The organism is Streptomyces sp. NPDC052079 (assembly GCF_040680275.1).
GTDB lineage: Bacteria > Actinomycetota > Actinomycetes > Streptomycetales > Streptomycetaceae > Streptomyces.
This window is the reverse complement of record NZ_JBFAWL010000003.1, coordinates 78,063-95,889: the sequence shown is the minus strand read 5'-3', so window position 1 is coordinate 95,889 and position 17,827 is coordinate 78,063. Positions and strand designations below refer to the sequence as shown.

Below are 17,827 nucleotides of genomic sequence, written 5' to 3'. Positions count from 1 at the left end.
CGCGGGCGCTCCCGGTCGCAGCTTTGCTCAGGTCAGAGCGTCGGACGTTTCGGTCACGGCGGCGGTCAGCGGGGCCACTTCGACGGGCACTCCGTTGAGCACGGCGTTGCCCGACAGCGGGTCGAGGAGGCTGCCGTCGAGGAGCTGGTTGACGTTGGCCCCGGGGTCCGCCGCGGCATGTCGCGTGCGGGTGCCGGGGCGGTCGTGCCCCCAGCCGTGCGGCAGGCTCACCACGCCCGGGCGGACGGCGTCGGTGACCTCCGCCGGGGCGGTCACCTCGCCCCCGGCTCCCTTGACACGTACCGGCTGCCCGTCCCGTATGCCGAGGCGTTCGGCGTCGTCGGGGTGGAGGTGGAGGGTGCAGCGGTTGGAGCCGCCGGTCAGGGCGGGCACGTTGTGCATCCAGCTGTTGTTGGAGCGCAGATGGCGTCGGCCGACGAGGACGAGCCCGTCGGGGCCTTCGTCCAGGGCGGCGCGCAGCCGGGGGAGGTCGGCGGCGATCGGTTCCGGCAGCAGCTCGACCTTGCCGCTGCGGGTCTTCAGCGGCTGGGGCAGCCGGGGGCGCAGGGGGCCGAGGTCGATGCCGTGCGGGTGGGCGAGCAGTTTGTCGAGGGTGAGGCCGTCCGGGTCGGCGCCGAAGCCGTCGCCGTAGGGGCCGAGGCGCAGCATCATGTCGAGGCGCCGTTCGGGGCCGTTGTCGCCGGTGAGCAGGGCGGCCAGTTCCTTGGGGTCGCGGCCGTGCACCGGGGAGTGCGGGTCCTGGACGGCCTTGCCGAGGGTCCGGTCGATCACCAGGGCGTCCACGGCGGCGGGGTCGGCGCCGTGCATGCCGGTGGCGGCGAGGACCAGCCGGGCGAGGATCTCGGTCTCGGCCATGCGGCCGGGCTCCAGGGGGACGGCCGCGCGGGTGTAGCGGACCTGATTGTGTACGGCGAGGGTGTTGAAGGCGAAGTCGTGGTGCGGGCTCTGCGCGGGCGGGGGCGGGGGGAGGATAACGTCGGCGTGGCGTGAGGTCTCGTTGAGGTACGGGTCGACGCTCACCATGAAGTCGAGCGAGCCGAGCGCCTTGTCGAGCCGGTCGCCGTCCGGGGCGGAGAGCACCGGGTTGGCGGCGACGACGACGAGGGCGCGTACCGGCCGGCCCTCGTCGGTGGGGGTGTCGATCTCCTCGGCGAGGGCGGACAGCGGGAGTTCGCCCTTGGCCTCGGGGTGTCGGCGCACCCGTGAGTGCCAGCGGCCGAGGGCGAAGCCGCGGCCGGGTCCGGCGGGGCGCGGTGTCCTGTCGGTTGCGGCCTGCGGGAAGAGGGCGCCGCCGGGGCGGTCGAGGTTGCCGGTGAGGATATTGAGGACGTCGACGAGCCAGCTGGCAAGGGTGCCGTGCGGGACGGTGCAGCTGCCGATGCGGCCGTAGACGGCGGCGGTGGGGGCGGCGGCGAGTTCGCGGGCGAGGGTGCGGATGACGGCGGCGTCGATGTCGCAGGCGGCGGCCACCGCCTCGGGCGTGAAGTCGGCCAGGGCGGCGGCGAGTTCGTCCTGGCCCTGGATGTGCGGCGCCCGCTCGCCGAGGTCGGCGAGGCCCTCGTCGAGCAGGGTGTGCGCCATCGCCGCGAGGAGCAGCGCGTCGGTGCCGGGGCGGATGGCGAGGTGGCGGTCGGCGAGGCGGGCGGTGCGGGTGCGGCGGGGGTCGATGACGGTGAGGGTGCCGCCGCGGGCCTTGAGCGCCTTCAGCCGGCCGGGGAAGTCGGGGGCGGTGCACAGACTGCCGTTGGACTCGAGCGGGTTGGCGCCGATCATCAGGAGGTGGTCGGTGCGGTCGAGGTCGGGCACGGGGATGAGGTTGGGGTCGCCGAAGAGCAGTCCGCTCGAGACGTGCTTGGGCATCTGGTCGACGGTGGAGGCGGTGAACAGGCTGCGGGTGCCGAGCCCGCCGATGAGCAGGGGCGGGTAGAGGGCGCCGGCCATGGTGTGGACGTTGGGGTTGCCCAGGACGACGCCGACGGCATGCGGTCCGTATCGCTCGGCGACGGGCCGTATCCCGGCGGCCACGGCGTCGAACGCCGCCTCCCAGGTGGTCTCGCGCAGCTCTCCGTCGACGCGGACGAGCGGGGCGCGCAGCCGGTCGGGGTCGGAGTCGACGGCGCCGAAGGCGGCGCCCTTGGGGCAGATGAAGCCCTTGCTGAACACGTCCTCGCGGTCGCCGCGGGCGCCGGTGACCCGGCCGTCGTCGATGGTGAGCGTCAGGCCGCAGGTGGCCTCGCACAGCGGACAGATGCGAAGGGCGGTGCGGGACACGGGTCCTCCCGGGTACGGCGGCGATGGCGCACGGACGAGCCGAGCATACCGACCGGTACGCATGGTGGGGAGGGGGATAGTGCGGGCCGGGCTTAGTCCAGCACCTGGGCCAGATAGGCGCGCAGCATCCCGCGCAGTTCGCCGATGACCCTCTCGTCCCCGCCGGGCGCCATCCGGAACGCCAGGTGGACGAGGGCGTCGGCGGTCTCGACGGCGATGAGGACGGTGCGGCTCAGGTCCTCGTCGGCCTCGCGGTCCAGATAGGCGGAGAGCAGATCGGTGAGGCGGTCGGCGACGCGGTGGTTGGGTTCGGTCCGGCGGGTGCCGACCGGTATCTGGTTGCCGAAGTCCACCAGGGAGAAGCCCGGAGCGGTGCGCTTCATGTCCAGATAGGCGTCGAGCACGACGTCCATGGCGTGCCGCCAGCCCCGGTCACCGGTGGCTTCGAGGCGCCGGCCGACCCGTTCGGTGAAGCGTTCCAGGTTGCGCTGGGCCAGGGCGTCGGCCATCTGGCGCTTGTTGCCGAAGAAGCGGTAGACGGAGCCGATGGGCACGCCTGCCCGCTCGGCGACGGCCCGGGTACTGAGGTCGTCGTACCCGGCCTCGTCGAGGAGTTCGGCGCAGGCGTCGAGGATTCTGGCCAGCCGTTCGGCGCTGCGCCGCTGCACGGGCGCTCTGCGGAGCGAGGTCGCGTGGGGCACGGGCTTCATCATGCCTGCTCGGTACCGTCCGGTGAACCTCGCCCTCCGCTACGGTCCCGGCCGCCCCCGGCGCGGCCCGGTCCGCCGGGGACACCCGCCCCGGTGATGGGCTCCGCGCTCGGCTCCTCCTGCGACACGGTGATGTCGGCGGTGCTCTCGACGGGCTCGCCGTCCACGGTCCACACCGAGCCGTCGTCGGCGTACAGGCGGGCGGTGATCTGGTGCGTGCCGCGCGGCACGAAGCTGTCGGGAAGGTGGTACTCGGGGGTGCGCAGCAGGGCGACGCGGCGGCCGTTCACCTCGAGGCGGGCCATTCCGCGGCCGGCCACCGCCCGTTCGCTCGCCCCGTCCGGTGAGAACCGGAAGTTGCGCACGCGCAGCCGCACGTCCCAGCCGCCGTCGCCGTCGGGCGCGACCTCGACACCGACCTCGGGCGCGTTCTCCCCGTTGACCTCGCGGTAGGGGCGCCCGTCCGCGTCCCGCTCCTCGAGGAGCCGGCCGACGGGCGAGGCCGACACCTCGTCCTGCCCCTGGGCGGCACGGGAGTCGCAGCCCGCGACTCCGGCCGGCAGGGCGACACAGACCGCGAGCGCGGTAACGATGCTCCGCCTCCACGTCATGCCGGGGAGCGTAGAACACCGGTGCGAGGCCGCGGATCCCCCTGAAGTCGGGTTCGTGTCCTCCGACAAGAGGAGGGGCGAACCGACACGGAAGAGGGATCACGCGCCCTCTTGCGCCCCGGAAAACGCAATCCTACGGTGTCCCATAGGAATCGGAGAGCAAGGGAGCAGCGAACATGACCGATGGGGGCACCGCCCGCGCGGGAGAAGGAGAGAGCGAGCGCGAGGCAGCGCGCAAGGTGGCCGAAGGGCTGGAGCATCTCTCCGGCTTCGGCAACGAGCACAGCTCCGAGGCGATCCCGAGCGCCCTGCCCGTGGGCCGCAACTCGCCGCAGCGCGCACCGCTCGGCCTGTACGCGGAGCAGCTGAGCGGTTCGGCGTTCACCGAGCCGCGGGCGGAGAACCGCCGCTCCTGGCTGTACCGGATCCGCCCGTCGGCCGCCCACCCCGCCTTCACCCGCATGGGCAACGGGGCGCTGCGCACCGCGCCCTTCACCCAGACGGTCCCCGACCCCAACCGGCTGCGCTGGAACCCGCTGCCCGAACCGTCCGAGGACACCGACTTCCTGGCGGGCCTGTGGACCCTGGGCGGGAACGGCGATGTCACCCAGCGCACCGGAATGGCCGTGCACCTGTACCACGCCACCGCTTCGATGGACCGCGTGTTCAGCGACGCCGACGGTGAGCTGCTGATCGTCCCCGAGCAGGGCGGACTGCTGCTGCGCACGGAGTTCGGGCTGCTGCATGTGGAGCCGGGACACATCGCGCTGATCCCTCGTGGGGTGCGGTTCCGTGTGGATCTCCTGGACGAGTCCGCCCGCGGATATGTGTGCGAGAACTATGGCGCGCCGTTCCGGCTGCCCGATCTCGGCCCCATCGGCGCCAACGGGCTTGCCAACGCCCGGGACTTCCGGGCGCCCGTCGCGGCGTTCGAGGACGTCGAGCGCCCGGTGGAGGTGGTGAACAAGTTCTGCGGCAACCTCTGGTCGGCCACCTATGACCACTCCCCGCTGGATGTCGTGGCCTGGCACGGCAACCATGTGCCGTACGCCTACGATCTGCGCCGGTTCAATGTGATGGGGACCATCTCGTACGACCATCCGGACCCGTCGATCTTCACGGTGCTGACCTCTCCGAGCGACACGCCTGGACTGGCCGGGGTGGACTTCGTGGTCTTCGCCCCGCGCTGGCTGGTGGGCGAGGACACCTTCCGCCCGCCGTACTTCCACCGCAACGTGATGAGCGAGTACATGGGCCTGATCGAGGGCGCGTACGACGCGAAGGCGGAGGGCTTCGTGCCGGGCGGGGGCTCGCTGCACAACATGATGTCGGCGCACGGACCGGACCGGGAGACCTTCGACAAGGCGAGCGCCGCGGAGCTGCGGCCGCAGAAGATCGACGACGGTCTGGCCTTCATGTTCGAGACGCGCTGGCCGGTGTCGCTGACCCCCCAGGCGGCACGCGCGGAGCATCTGCAGCAGGGCTACGACGACGTGTGGCAGGGGCTCGAGCGTCACTTCCCGCCGTTGCACTGAACGTTCTTTGACCGGTACGGATAGCCCGTGACCTCCTTCGCTCCGGATTCGATCGTCCTGAACCGCAAGTTGCCTCTCTGGTATCAGGTGTCGCAGTCACTGCGCGCCTCGATCCTCGGCCGCTCACCCCAGGACCCCCTCCGCCTGCCCACCGAGGAACAACTGGCCGGGCACTACGGGGTGAGCGTGCTGACCATGCGGCAGGCGCTGAAGGAGCTGGAGGACGAGGGGCTCATCACCCGCCACCGCCGGCGCGGGACCTTCATCGAGCCCGGCGCCCGGCGGGGCTCCCCGGTGCGGCTGCTGGGCTCGGTGGACGCGATCGTGGCCCAGCAGAGCGGCATGACCACCGAGCTGCTGGAGTACGGTCCGGCGCCGGTGCCGGCCGAGGTCGCCGAGTACTTCCCCGACCTGACCGAGACGGCGGCCTACCACCGGCTGCGCAGCGACGAGAAGACGGGCGAGCCGACCAACCACGCCCGCAACTACGTCCGCCCCGAACTGGCCGCCCGCATCGACCTGGACGACCTGGTGCGGTGGCCGATGACCAAGGTGCTGCGCGATGTCGTCGGCGCGGACATCGGCCGGATCACGGACACCGTGGAGGCGCGGCTCGCCGAACCGGAGACGGCCCGCCTGCTCCAGGTCCCGCTGCTCAGCCCGATCCTGCACTACACGGGCATCACCTACGACACCGACGGCCGGCCCCTGGACGTGGCCGTCATCAACTACCGGGGCGACCGCTTCTCCTTCACGGTGACGCTCGACGCCACCTGATCCGGCCTTCGCCCCAGGCCGTACGATGCCCTGCGTGACGCACGACGACGCTCCGCTGCTGGCGGACCTCATGCCGTGGTCCGTCGCACCGCCGCGGCTCGGTCGGGGGTGGCCGGCGGCCCCCGACGCGGCGTCCCTGAAGGCCCGTTGGGACGCCCTGGTGAAGACCACGGGAGCGGACCGCGAGGCCCTGTTCCGGTCGACGCGTTCCCGGACCCCGCAGTCGGCGGTCGGCCGGCTGCCGGGGCGGGACGGCGGCACGGAGCGGCTGGCCCGCGCGTCTGGCCCGTGCGCCGAGCCGGTACGGGTGCTCTACGCCCCGTTCGACGAGCAGTGGCTCATCCCCGATCAGCGGCTGATCGACGCGGCCCGGCCGGAGTTGTGGCGGGTGGCGGACGAGCGGCAGGTGTTCGTCGTGGAGGCGGGCGGGGGCCGGGGCGGTGCCGTCGACACGGACGCCGGTCCGCCCTTGCTCGCCACCTCTTTGCTGCCCGTGCTCCGCGCGGGGCGCGTCCGTCCGCTGTACCGCCGGCCGGGGGCCGTCGAGCCCAATCTGGCCCCGGGCCTGACGGGGCACCTCGCCGCCCGGCTCGGCCGCGCCCCCTCCTCCGTGGACGTCCTCGCCTGGACTACGGCCGTGGCCCGGCCGACGTCGGCGGGCCTCGCGGTGCCGCTCACCGGGGACGCGGATGCCTGGGAGCGGGGTGTGACGGTGGGCCGCAGGATGCTGTGGCTGATGCGGCGGGACGGGGAACGGCCCAAACTGCCGGGCGGACGCCGGCCGTACGTCCGTGCGCCGCTGCCCTCCCGGCCGTTGACCGTGCGCTATGACCGGGACGAGGAGGCGCTGCTGCTCGACGAGGGCCGTATCTCCCCCGTGCCGCCCGAGGCCTGGGACTTCGAGGCCGGCGGTGTCCGGGTGCTGGAGCAGTGGTTCGCGGCCCGTACGGAGCCGGGCGAGCCGGGCACGCTGGCCGCGATCCGTCCGGTCACCTGGCCCCAGGCCTGGACCTCGGAGCTCCTGGAACTCATCACGGTCCTCGCCCTGCTGGCCGAACTCCGGCCGCAGCAGGCGGCGTTGAGGGATCAGGAGCTTCCCCGCCCTGTCACCCCGGCCGAACTGCACGAGGCCGGTGTGCTCCCGGTCCCGCCCGCCGCGCGCCGCCCGGCCTCGGTCCTGGACCCCCACGAGGAGGGCCCGGAGGGCCAACTCGCGCTGCTCTGAGAGCAGCGTTCGCGCCGCGCCACCGTTTCCGTCGGTGTTGGCGGGCTCGCCGCAGGGTTTCCTCGCCCCCGCCGCCCCTTCCCATCCCGTCCCCGGGGGCAGGCCCCCGGACCCCCGTTTCGGCCCTGAACGGCCCTCGTCCTCAAACGCCGGACGGGCTGGGGTTCCGGTCCCGGGGGCCGGCGCGCGTCGAATCGGAGGGACGGATGCCGTCCATCCCTGGGGCCCGCTCGGGCTGCGCAGGATCGGCGTCACCGGACAGGAGACCTCGATCGACGGGGATCTCACCGGGCGCGAGAACCTGCGGCTGTTCGCCCGGTTGCACCGGGTGGACGGGGCGGCCGCGCGGGCCGCCGAGCTGCTCGACCGGTTCGGGCTGACGGAGGCGGCGGACCGGCCGGCGTCCGGCTGGTCCGGCGGTATGCGCCGGCGGCTGGACCTGGCGGCGAGCCTGATCCGCCGTCCCGAGGTGCTGGCTGGCGGTCGGCTGGCGCGTGGAGGGCGGTGCGCCGGCCGCGGTGGGCGCCGTGGCGCTGATGCTGCTGTTCCGGTTCGCGTGCGTGTGGGCCGGGATCTTCCTGGGGCTGCTCACCCGGAACGAGGAGGCGGCCGGTCAGCTGGGCGGGGTGACCTTCCTGCTGCCGCTGCTGTCCAGCGCGTACATTCCGGCCGAGGGACTCCCCGGCGGGCTGCGCGCGGTGGCGGAGTGGAATCCGATCAGCGCGGTGGCGACGGCGCTGCGGGATCTCTTCGGCAACGCCCCGGTACCGGAGGGGGCGGCCTGGCCGGTGGCGCATCCCGTCGCGGGGTCGCTGGCCTGGTGCGCGGTGCTGCTCGCGGTGTTCGTGCCGCTAGCGGTGCGGGAGTACGCGCACGGCAAGCGGTGACGCGCGGGGCGGAGGGGAGAGGCCGGCGGACCCCGGATCCCGGCCGGGTGGGACCGGGGGACGCCGGCAAGGGGACGTGCTGGGTTCGCTGGTGCGCCGAGTGCCCTTCGGTGCCCGCGGGGATGACGGACGGGGCGGGGCGCTGCGCCGGGACGGCGGGGGCCGTCCGGCGCGGGCGCTACCGGCTGCCGAACAGGGAGCGGCGCAGTCGGCGCAGCGGGGCGAAGAGCTTGACGCGGCTCGTCCGGGCCCGCGCGCCCCTGGCGTCACGGCTGTGCGCGGTGTCATGCGCGGTCAGCTCACGCATCAGCGTGGTCGCCTCGGCCGTCTCGCGCTGCGGAACGGCCGGTCCCGCCAGGACTGAGAGATGGCGGTCGAGGCGCGAACTGCTCGCGCTGCTCCCGCAGGTGATCGCAGGGACCCTGGCCCTGCTGCGCACTGTTATCTGTTCCATGTCACTCCCCACCCGTACGAGTCCACCCGGCCCGGGCAGGGTAACCCTATCGTCCCGTATGGGCACTCGTGTATCGAGGTCACAGGATTCACCTTCCCCATAAGGCTGTTGACGAATCCGCGACGGTTACTCTCCGAATCCGACCGTTTTCAGGGCGAGTTGCGCAATGGGCTTACCGGTCGGCTGCGGCGACCCGCCGTCGGGCTCGACGGTCACGGCGAGTGATGTCGCCGAGGTGTCGAGGCCGGAGGCGACCAAGGGCGTGTCGCCCTCGAAGAGCCCCAGGGAAAGCGGCCGCTCCCCCGCGCCCATGAGCCAGAGCTGACGCACACGTCCGTTCGGGGGGTCGTCGTACCCGCCGAGAGTGACAACCGCGCTGCGCGTCGAAGCGGACGCGATCACTCCGATCGTGCGGCCGTCCGGGTCCCGGCCGCTGCCGGCGCGCGCGTCCGGGGCGGCGAGCACGTGGGCGATCTCACGTGCCCGGTCGCGCTCGGCGTCGAGCCGGTCCTGGGTCCGGTCCGCCTGGACGGCAAACAGGGAGGCGACGACGAGCGCCGCGGCGGCGGTGGCCGTCGCGAACGGCACGAACAGCGGTGACCGGCGCCGCTCCCGGGGGCGCGGCGGCGGTGCGGTGCCCCAGACGTGCGGGGGCAGTTGCGGCGCACGCGCGCGTGCCGGGTCCTGCGGCGCGGGCTCCTGCGCGGTGGTGCGCACAGCGGCCAGCACCCGGTCCCGCATCGCGGGGGGCGCCGGAGCCGCCGTGGACCAGGCGAGGCGGACGGCGTCCTCGGCGAGATCGCGCACTTCGGCGGCGCAGCTGCCGCAGGATTTCAGATGCTTCTCGAAGCGGACCCGCTCGGCGGGCTCCAGCGCGTCCAGAGCGTACGGGGCGGCCAGCGAGTGCAGGTCGCCGCGGGACGTCAGTCGGCCGAACAGGCTCATGCCACACCTCCCAGGCAGTCGCGCAGGCGGGTGAGGCCGTCGCGCATCCGGGTCTTGACCGTGCCCAGCGGCAGCGACAGCCGCTCGGCCACCTCCCGGTAGGTGTAGCCGTCGTAGTAGGCGAGGGTGACCGACTGGCGCTGGAGTGCGGTGAGGCGGTCCAGGCAGCGGCGCACCCACTCCCGTTCGAGCCCCGCCTCGACCTCCTCGGCGACCTGGTCGAAGGCGGGGCCGTGGCCGCGCCGGGCCTCGCGCTGCTCGCGCTCGCCGGCCGCGCGGACGCTGCGCACCCGGTCGACGGCGCGGCGGTGGGCGAGGGTGAGCACCCAGGACAGGGCGCTGCCCCGGCCGGGGTCGAACCGCGCGGCGGAGCGCCAGAGTTCCAGCAGCACCTCCTGGGCCACCTCCTCGGACTGCGCGGGGTCCCGCACCACCCGCCGCACCAGCCCGTACACCGGCCCCGAGACCAGCCCGTACAGGTCCTCGAAGGCCTTCTGGTCACCCGCGGCCACAAGCACCAGCAGCTCGTCCGCCTCCAACGCGCATCCCCCTCTCCCGGCCCCGCGGGGCCGCCCGGTCACATGAGGCATTCGCAGCGTGCGCGCCTCCGGATGGGAAGTACGGATCACCGGGCCCAAAACGCGGGTCAGCAGCGAGAAATGCTACGGGCGCGGGGCCCCGGAGGGAGGGGGCCGGGAACCTTTCCGGAAACTCGACCAATCCGGCCCGCCGCGTGTTCCGAATCCCCGTGTGTCAAGGGCAAGTCGGCACTGAGGACGGACGGCATGACACCTAATTCCAGGACCGGTGCGGGGCGCAGGAGTCTCGCGACCCTCATCTGTGGTGCGCTGGCCGCCGGGGGGCTCGCAGCCGCCGGCGTGACCACGCTGGAACCGGGGGCGGCCTCCGCCTCCTCCCACCGGGAGGCCCCGCTGATCTCGGGCACCCCGCAGTTCGACAACACGGACCTGTACGCGTTCGTCAGCCCCGACAAGCCGGACACGACGACGATCATCGCGAACTGGATCCCCTTCGAGGAGCCGGCCGGCGGTCCGAACTTCTTCACGTTCGCCGAGGACGCGCAGTACGACATCCACATCGACAACAACGGTGACGCGCAGGGCGAGTTGCTGTTCCGCTACACCTTCAAGACCCACACGAAGAACGACAAGACGTTCCTCTACAACACGGGCCCGGTCACCAGCCTGGACGACCAGGACCTCAACATCACGCAGACCTACGACATCGAGCTGCTGAAGCTGAAGGACCAGCACGCGGTGTCCCGCACGAAGATCGCGGACGATGTTCCGGTCGCGCCGTCGAACGTCGGCAAGGCGTCCATGCCGGACTACGACACGCTGCGCAAACAGGCGGTGCACGAACTCGCGGGCGGCGCGACGACGTTCGCCGGCCAGGCCGACGACCCGTTCTTCCTGGACCTGCGGGTCTTCGACCTGCTGTACGGCGGGAACCTCTCGGAGGTCGGCAACGACACGCTCAAGGGCTACAACGTCAACTCCCTGGCGCTGCAGGTCCCCACGGACATGATCACCGAGTCGGCCGACCAGCCGATCGTCGGGATCTGGTCGACGACCCAGCGCAAGAACGCCGAGGGGCACTTCGTCCAGGTGTCCCGGCTGGGCAACCCGCTGGTGAACGAGGTCGTCAACCCGCTGAAGGACAAGGACACGTTCAACGCGTCGGGTCCGTGGGACGACGCGCAGTTCCTGAAGAACGTCACCGAGCCGGAACTGCCGAAGCTGATCGAGGGGATCTACAAGATTCCGGCGCCCGCCACGCCCCGCAACGATCTCGTCGACGTCTTCCTCAAGGGCGTCGAAGGGCTCAACCAGCCGCCGCATGTGACGCCGTCGGAGATGCTGCGCCTCAACACCTCGATCGAGCCGGCCGCGGAGCCGAAGCGGCTGGGTGTCCTGGACGGGGACAAGGCCGGCTTCCCCAACGGGCGGCGGCTCACGGACGACGTGATCGACGCGGCACTGCAGGTCGTCGAGGGTGAACTGCTCGATGCGAAGAACGACCTGGGCGACGCGGTGGACGCCAACGACAAGGAGTTCGGGAAGTCCTTCCCGTATCTGGCGACCCCGACGGAGGGGTCGCGCGGCCCGCTCGGCAAGGGCGTGGACAGCGGCAACGACGTACGCAACCAGCTCGGTGACGCGCTGAGCCCGGCGAGCGCGGAGGGCTCGGACGACACGGCTCTGATCGCCGCGTCGGCGGGTGCGGGCGCCGGTGGGCTGCTGCTGATCGGCGTGGCGCTGATGTGGTGGCGCCGGATGCGTGGCCGGGCGTACTGATCCCGCCCCCACCCACCAGCAGGCGCGGCCCGTCCCCACCCACCCCCACGGCACGGGCCGCGCCGTCGAACTCCGAGGGAGAGGCCATGCCTCCGCGCACGAACGACAACGAGCAGGGCCCGGTACCGCCCGCACCGGATGCTTCCGGCCCGGGCGACACGTCGCCGGAACCGGGACGCCCCGGCGGGGACGGAGAGCGGACCGGGGCCGCCGCCCCCGGGCGGGCGCGTGCGGCGACACCGCGTCAGGGGCAGGGAGGGGACGGCGGGGAGACCGCCGTCCGTGGCGCGGACGCGCACGGCGAGCCGGCGAACGGCCTTCGGGCGAGGGCCGACGACACACCGCCGGCTCCCCGCCTCCCGGACCCGGCACACACAGCGCGGCCCGCCTCCTGCACCGCGCACCGCCACGCGGCGGACAGCCCCGGCCACGGCGCGGACGCGGCGGGCGAACGGCACGTCGGGCAAGGGCCGGGCGGCGCGGGCCGGGATCGGGCGGACGTCCCGGAGGCGGGTGCCGTCCGGGGACGGCGGGTCGCGGCGCTGCGGCGGTTCGCCGCCGCCGCGCGGCGGGGGCGGGGGCTGCACACCGCCTCGTGTGCCGTGCTGCTGGCCGTCGCCCTGACCGCGGGGAGCGTCGCGGTGGGAGGCGGCCGGGACGGCGGGCGGGCCGGGACCGGCACCGCGGCGGCCGGGGCGGCGGTCGCGGCCGGTGTGCTCACCGTGGGCGACCTCGATGCCGGGGTCCGGTCCCTGCAGGCCCATCTGCGGGACCAGCCGCGTGACTTCCGCGGCTGGGCCACCCTGGGCACCGCCTACGTCGAGCAGGCGCGGACCCACGGGGACCCCTCGCGCTACCCGCAGGCCGAGCGGGCGCTGGAGCGTTCCCTCGCCCTCGCACCGGACAACGAGCCCGCCCTCGCCGGCCGGGCCGCCCTCGCCGCCGCGCGGCACGACTTCACCCGGGCCCTGGACTTCGCCGACCGGGCGCTGGAACACAACCCCTACAGCGAGCGCGCCCTGTGCTCCCGTATCGACGCCCTGGTCGAGCTGGGCCGGTACGACGAGGCCGCCGAGGCCGCCACCACCGCCGACCGCAGGCGGCCGGGGGTTCCCGTGTTCACGCGGTACGCGTACGTGAGGGAGCTGCGGGGCGACGTGCGCACCGCGCGGAAGGTGCTAAAGCACGCCCTCGACAGCGCGGCCACGCCCGCGGACGTGGCGTATGTCGCGACCGCACTGGGGCAGCTGGCCTGGAACCGGGGCGACCACGGGACGGCGCTCACGCACTACGCGCGGGCGCTCGCCGCCGACGACGCGTATCTGCCCGCCCTGGAGGGCCGGGCCCGCGCACAGGCCGCGACCGGGGACCGCGCGGGTGCTATCGCCACACTGGAGCGAGTCGTCGCCCGTTCCCCGCTGCCCGGTCCGCTGGTCGCCCTGGGCGAGCTGTACGAGGCGCGCGGCGCCGACGGCGACCGCGCGAAGGCACGCGAACAGTACGCCCTCGTGGACGCCTGGACCGCGCTGGCCCGTGCCGGCGGTGTCGACGCCGACCTCGACACCGCGCTGGCCGCCGCGGACCATGGGGACGCCGAGGAGGCGCTGCGCGCGGCCCGCGCGGAGTGGGACCGCCGGCACAGTGTGCACACCGCGGACGCCCTAGCCTGGGCCCTGCACGTCAACGGCCGTGACGGGGAGGCCCTCCGGTACGCCCGGCGCGCCACCGCCACCGGCTACCGCAACGCTGTCTTCCTCTACCACCGGGGCATGATCGAGAAGGCCGCCGGAGACGACCGCGCCGCCCGTGACTCCCTCACCGCCGCGCTGGAGCTGAACCCGGAGTTCTCGCCGCTGGGCGCCCGTGCCGCGCGGGCCGCGCTGAAGGAACTGGAGGCGGCACGTTGACCCTCCGCCGTTCCCTCGCCGCCGGTGCCACCGTCCTCACTGCCGCCGGTGCGCTCGCGCTGGTGCCGGCCACGGCGGCGAGCGCGCATCCGCTCGGCAACTTCACCGTGAACCGCTACGACGGGCTGGTGGCCGCGCCCGGTGAACTGCGCGTCCGCCATATCGAGGACCTCGCCGAGATCCCGGCCACGCAGGCCGGGCCGGACATCGACCGGCTGGGCCGGGACGGATGGGCCCGGAAGCGCTGTGCCACAGCCGCGCGGGACAGCGAGGTACGGGTGGCCGGGCGCGCGGTGCCGCTGACCGTACGCGACGCCCGCGCGCGTGTGCGGCCCGGTCAGGCGGGGCTCGACACCCTGCGCGTGGAGTGCGGGCTGACCGCGCCCCTCCCGGACGGCGACACTGTGGACGTGCGCTTCCGGGCGGCGGGCGTGGCGTCCGGGCCGGGCTGGCGGGAGATCACCGCGCGGGGCGACCGTATGACGCTCACCGCCTCGGACGTGCCCGCCTCCTCACTGTCCCGCGAACTGACCCGGTACCCGGAGGAGTTGCTCTCCTCCCCTGCCGACACCAGGTCCGCGGCCCTGCGCGTCCGCCCCGGCGGGCCCGCCCTGACCGGGGAAGAGGCCGACGCTCCCGCCTCGGCCGTGCTGCCGCGCGGGGCGGACCGCTGGACGCGCGCCCTGGACGATCTCGTCGCCCGGCGCGATCTCACGGCGGGCTTCGCCGCGCTGGCCCTGCTGATCGCCGTAGGACTGGGCGCGATGCACGCGCTCGCGCCGGGCCACGGCAAGACCCTTATGGCCGCGACGGCCGCGGCGCGCGGGGGCAGGGCACGACTGCGCGACGTCCTGCCCATGGCCGCCTCGGTCACGGTCACCCACACCCTCGGTGTGGTCGCCCTGGGACTGCTGGTCACGGCCGGTTCCGCGGCGGCGCCCTCGGTGATCGCCTGGCTGGGCATCGCCAGCGGCGTCCTCGTCACCCTGGCCGGCGCCGGCCTCGTACGCCGCGCCCTGCGCAACCGCGGCCCCGCGCACGACCATGAACACCCGCACACCCACGACCACACGCACGACCACGAACACCCGCACCCGCACGGCCACATCGAGCACAGCCACGGCGGCCGCACCCACACCCATCCCACGGCCCCCACCCTGCGCGGCACGATCCTGCTCGGGTTCGCCGGAGGGCTGGTGCCCAGCCCGTCCGCCGTGGTGGTGCTGGTCGGCGCCGCCGCGCTCGGCCAGGCCTGGTTCGGGCTGCTGCTGGTCGTCGCCTACGGCGTCGGGCTGGCCCTGACCCTGACCGCGGCCGGGTACGCGGTCGTCAAGGCGGGCAGCGGCATGACCCGGCTGCTGGACCGGCGCCCCCGCTGGACGGCCGCGCCCTGGGCGGTGCTGGTGCGCCGCGGTGCGCCTCTCGGATCGGCGTTCGTCGTCCTGGCGCTGGGAGCCGGATTGGTGTTCAGGGGGGCGGCATCCGCGCTCGGCTGAGCTACTTTCATGAGGAAAGGGAGAATTCGCCCGGATGCCAAGGGGGGCGCCGTGTCCGAAGAACCGGGCAGTGAGCGGGTGATCGCGGGCCGGTACCGGCTGCTGTCGCCGCTGGGCGAGGGCGGTATGGGGACGGTGTGGCGGGCCCGCGACGAGGTGCTGCACCGCGAGGTCGCCGTCAAGGAGGTGCGCGCCCCGGCCGGGCTGCCGGCGTCCGACGTCGAGCGGCTGTACGCCCGGCTGGAGCGGGAGGCGTGGGCGGCGGCCCGGATCGCGGACCGCACCGTGGTGACGGTGTACGACGTGGCGACCGCGGACGGGCGTCCATGGATCGTCATGGAGCTGGTCCGGGGCCTCTCGCTCGCCGAGGTGCTGGAGGCGGAGGGTCCGCTGCCGCCGGCGCGGGCCGCGCACATCGGCGCGGAGGTGCTCACCGCGCTGCGGGCGGCGCACGGCGCCGGGGTGCTGCACCGGGATGTGAAACCCGCCAACGTCCTGATCGCGAACGACGGGCGGGTCGTGCTCACCGACTTCGGGATCGCCATGGTCGAGGGCAGCTCCGCGCTGACCATGACGGGGGAGGTCGTCGGATCGCCCGAATTCCTGGCGCCGGAGCGGGCGCTGGGACGCACGCCGGGGCCCGAGTCGGATCTGTGGTCGCTCGGCGTGCTGCTGTACGCGGCGGTCGAGGGCGCGTCGCCCTTCCGGCAGGACACCCCGCTCAGCACGCTGCGGGCAATCGTGGACGAGGAGCTGCCGCCGCCACGCCGGGCGGGTCCGCTCGCCCCGGTCATCGAGGGGCTGTTGCGCAAGGACCCGGCCGAGCGGCTGCCGGCCGAGCGGGCACAGGAGGAGCTGCGGATCATCGGCGCGGGGGGCACGCCCCGCGCGGACACGGCGCGTTCGGTGGCGTACGCGCCGACGGAGGCCGCGCTTCCGCGGCCGCACCCGGAGACACCCTCGCCCGCTCCCACGGCGAACGCCTCGACAGCGCCCACGGCGACCACCGCGGTCACCCGGTCGGGGCGTGACCGGCGCAGCGCCGTCGTCCTGATCGTGGGCGCGGTCGTGCTGGCCCTGGCGCTGGCCGGGATGACGTATGCGCTACTGAACCGCGGGGACGACGCTCCGGAGGCCAAGAACGGCGGCGCTGGGGCCAGTTCGTCCGCGCGGACCGGCGACGAGGACAAGGAGAGCGCAGGCGGGACGCCGCGGACGCAGGATCCGCCCCCGTCCCCCAGCGCGAGTGAGGACGATGACGAGGAGAAGGAGCAGCAGAGCACTCCCCCGCCGCAGACGGTGAAGGTGACGGTGACCGGCGAGCGCACGGAGTACTCCGGCGGCTGTCCGCCGCCGGGCGCACAGGCGCCCGCGTTCACGGCGACATTCACGGTGGGACGGCTGCCCGCCGAGGTGTCCTACCGCTGGGTCGCCGAGGACGGCTCGGTGGCCGATCCGGGCTGGCGGACCCTTTCGTTCGCCGAAGGGGGCGGGCGCTCGAAGCAGGACACGGTGACGGTGACGGCGTACTCGGAGAGCGGGACGTTCCGGAGCAGGATCGGTGTGGAGGTCCGGGAGCCGGTGCACACCACGTCCGGGACGGTGCCGTTCTCGGTGACGTGTGAGACGGAGACCCCGACGGGCGGGGCCTCCGCTTCTTCTTCCGGTCCGGACGGCGGCTCCTGACGGATCAGGCCGCGGCGTCGAGCACCGGCAGATAGCCGCCGGACTGGCCGGCCGCCTTCGGGTGGTACGAGTTGCCGATGTTCAACCAGTCCACGCTGTGCAGCCAGGAGTTGCCGGAGCAGATCTCGTGGCCCGTGAACGTGGTGCGGACGTCGCCGAAGGTGAAGCCGTGCGCCCGGGCGCGCTGGGCGATGGCGTTGTCGAGGTGGTCGGCGGCGTCGTTGATCGCCTTCCGCTTGGTCTCGGAGAGACCGACGCAGAAGGTGCCGAGCCGGTAGAAGCGGGGGTAGCCGAGCACCACGACATCGGCGTTCGGCGCCCGGGCGGAGATCGCCGAGTAGACGCTGTCGAGCCTGCCGGGCAGCGTCGAGTCGACGTACGCCCGCGCGGTGGCGATCCGGGAGAGGCAGGAGCTGTCGGACTGGATCACACAGGTCGTCATGACGTCGGCGAACCCTGCGTCGTTGCCACCGATGCTGATCGAGACCAGGCCGGTGGCGGTGGAGAGCGGGCCGAGCTGCCCGGAGAGAACATCACCCGTTCGGGCGCCCGAGCAGGCGGTGAAGGCGAAGGACGAGGGTGAGTTGGCGGCCGCCCAGAGGTAGGGGTAGGCCTTCGTGCTGCGCTTGCAGTCGCCGCTGGAGGAGATGTAGCTGCCGGCTCCGACACCGGAGGAGTAGGAGTCGCCGAGCGCCACATAGCCGCCGGGTGCGGCCTGTTGGTCCGCGTGGGCCGCCGTTGCCCCGGTGAGGGCGGTGGTGACGGCGAGGAGGAGTGAGCCAAGAAAGAGGACAAGTCGGGAACGTCTCATGGAACCTCCCTTTAGCAGGATCTCTGCCACAACCGTCGTACCAACTACGCGTGTTGACCGGAAGTGTCCATGCCAAAACTGTTGCTGATTCAATTCTGGACGGAATCTGTCCGCGGGGACTTTCGGCCCTTGACGCCCCCTACGGGGTGCGCCACTGTGAAGCCCGGCATCCG

At 73.5% G+C, this 17,827-nt stretch carries 14 protein-coding genes and 2 pseudogenes; 9 read left to right on the top strand and 7 right to left on the bottom strand.

Annotated elements, in window-relative coordinates; translation table 11 throughout:
• Window positions 1–27 precede the first annotated feature (27 nt).
• The 3 genes from AB0L56_RS07775 to AB0L56_RS07765 form a co-directional block, all read right to left on the bottom strand.
• Complete coding sequence (locus AB0L56_RS07775) at window positions 28–2,292, bottom strand: molybdopterin oxidoreductase family protein (protein ID WP_365420144.1); 2,265 nt, start codon at window positions 2,290–2,292, stop codon at window positions 28–30.
• Between the two features lie 92 nt (window positions 2,293–2,384).
• Window positions 2,385–3,002, bottom strand: coding sequence for a TetR/AcrR family transcriptional regulator (locus tag AB0L56_RS07770; protein WP_365420666.1), 618 nt, complete (start codon window positions 3,000–3,002; stop codon window positions 2,385–2,387).
• A complete protein-coding gene (locus tag AB0L56_RS07765) occupies window positions 3,002–3,613 on the bottom strand; it encodes a hypothetical protein (RefSeq protein WP_365420142.1) in 612 nt (203 codons plus the stop codon). Before AB0L56_RS07765 ends, AB0L56_RS07770 begins: the two co-directional genes overlap by 1 nt.
• Window positions 3,614–3,789: 176 nt before the next feature.
• Between AB0L56_RS07765 and hmgA the strand changes: the two genes are divergently transcribed.
• The 5 genes and pseudogenes from hmgA to AB0L56_RS07740 form a co-directional block, all read left to right on the top strand.
• Window positions 3,790–5,148, top strand: coding sequence for a homogentisate 1,2-dioxygenase (hmgA, locus tag AB0L56_RS07760; RefSeq protein ID WP_365420139.1), 1,359 nt, complete (start codon window positions 3,790–3,792; stop codon window positions 5,146–5,148).
• Window positions 5,149–5,175: 27 nt separating this feature from the next.
• Window positions 5,176–5,925 (top strand): GntR family transcriptional regulator, encoded by a 750-nt coding sequence (locus AB0L56_RS07755; protein ID WP_365420136.1) that lies wholly within the window; start codon window positions 5,176–5,178, stop codon window positions 5,923–5,925.
• Between the two features lie 25 nt (window positions 5,926–5,950).
• The gene (locus tag AB0L56_RS07750; RefSeq protein ID WP_365420133.1) at window positions 5,951–7,150 is read left to right on the top strand and encodes a type ISP restriction/modification enzyme; all 1,200 of its coding nucleotides are present in this window, start codon (window positions 5,951–5,953) and stop codon (window positions 7,148–7,150) included.
• Window positions 7,151–7,322: 172 nt separating this feature from the next.
• A pseudogene (locus tag AB0L56_RS07745) lies at window positions 7,323–7,625 on the top strand (ATP-binding cassette domain-containing protein); the annotation flags it as partial.
• Window position 7,626: 1 nt separating this feature from the next.
• A pseudogene (locus AB0L56_RS07740) lies at window positions 7,627–8,037 on the top strand (ABC transporter permease); the annotation flags it as partial.
• A 178-nt stretch (window positions 8,038–8,215) separates the two neighbouring features.
• Here AB0L56_RS07740 and AB0L56_RS07735 read toward each other — a convergent pair.
• The 3 genes from AB0L56_RS07735 to AB0L56_RS07725 all read right to left on the bottom strand — a co-directional run bounded on the left by AB0L56_RS07735 (window position 8,216) and on the right by AB0L56_RS07725 (window position 9,975).
• Window positions 8,216–8,491: a hypothetical protein gene (locus AB0L56_RS07735; RefSeq protein WP_361032951.1), complete on the bottom strand. Its 276-nt coding sequence runs from the start codon at window positions 8,489–8,491 to the stop codon at window positions 8,216–8,218.
• Window positions 8,492–8,617: 126 nt separating this feature from the next.
• The gene (locus tag AB0L56_RS07730) at window positions 8,618–9,436 is read right to left on the bottom strand and encodes an anti-sigma factor (protein WP_365420128.1); all 819 of its coding nucleotides are present in this window, start codon (window positions 9,434–9,436) and stop codon (window positions 8,618–8,620) included.
• Entirely contained in the window at window positions 9,433–9,975 is a 543-nt protein-coding gene (locus tag AB0L56_RS07725) for a sigma-70 family RNA polymerase sigma factor (RefSeq protein WP_365420125.1), read from the bottom strand. The genes AB0L56_RS07730 and AB0L56_RS07725 overlap by 4 nt, the downstream gene beginning before the upstream one ends.
• A 246-nt stretch (window positions 9,976–10,221) precedes the next feature.
• On the opposite strand from AB0L56_RS07725, the gene AB0L56_RS07720 reads away from it, so the two are divergent.
• From AB0L56_RS07720 to AB0L56_RS07705, 4 genes are all read left to right on the top strand, one after another.
• Window positions 10,222–11,754 (top strand): DUF4331 domain-containing protein, encoded by a 1,533-nt coding sequence (locus AB0L56_RS07720; protein ID WP_365420123.1) that lies wholly within the window; start codon window positions 10,222–10,224, stop codon window positions 11,752–11,754.
• An 86-nt stretch (window positions 11,755–11,840) separates the two neighbouring features.
• On the top strand, window positions 11,841–13,661 hold the full coding sequence (locus AB0L56_RS07715) for a hypothetical protein (RefSeq protein ID WP_365420120.1): 1,821 nt from the start codon (window positions 11,841–11,843) through the stop codon (window positions 13,659–13,661).
• Complete coding sequence (locus AB0L56_RS07710) at window positions 13,658–15,157, top strand: nickel transporter (protein ID WP_365420117.1); 1,500 nt, start codon at window positions 13,658–13,660, stop codon at window positions 15,155–15,157. Before AB0L56_RS07715 ends, AB0L56_RS07710 begins: the two co-directional genes overlap by 4 nt.
• 9 nt (window positions 15,158–15,166) lie before the next feature.
• Complete coding sequence (locus tag AB0L56_RS07705; RefSeq protein ID WP_365420114.1) at window positions 15,167–16,843, top strand: protein kinase; 1,677 nt, start codon at window positions 15,167–15,169, stop codon at window positions 16,841–16,843.
• A 4-nt stretch (window positions 16,844–16,847) separates the two neighbouring features.
• Here AB0L56_RS07705 and AB0L56_RS07700 read toward each other — a convergent pair whose 3' ends face one another.
• The gene (locus AB0L56_RS07700; protein ID WP_361032931.1) at window positions 16,848–17,654 is read right to left on the bottom strand and encodes an SGNH/GDSL hydrolase family protein; all 807 of its coding nucleotides are present in this window, start codon (window positions 17,652–17,654) and stop codon (window positions 16,848–16,850) included.
• Window positions 17,655–17,827 lie beyond the last annotated feature (173 nt).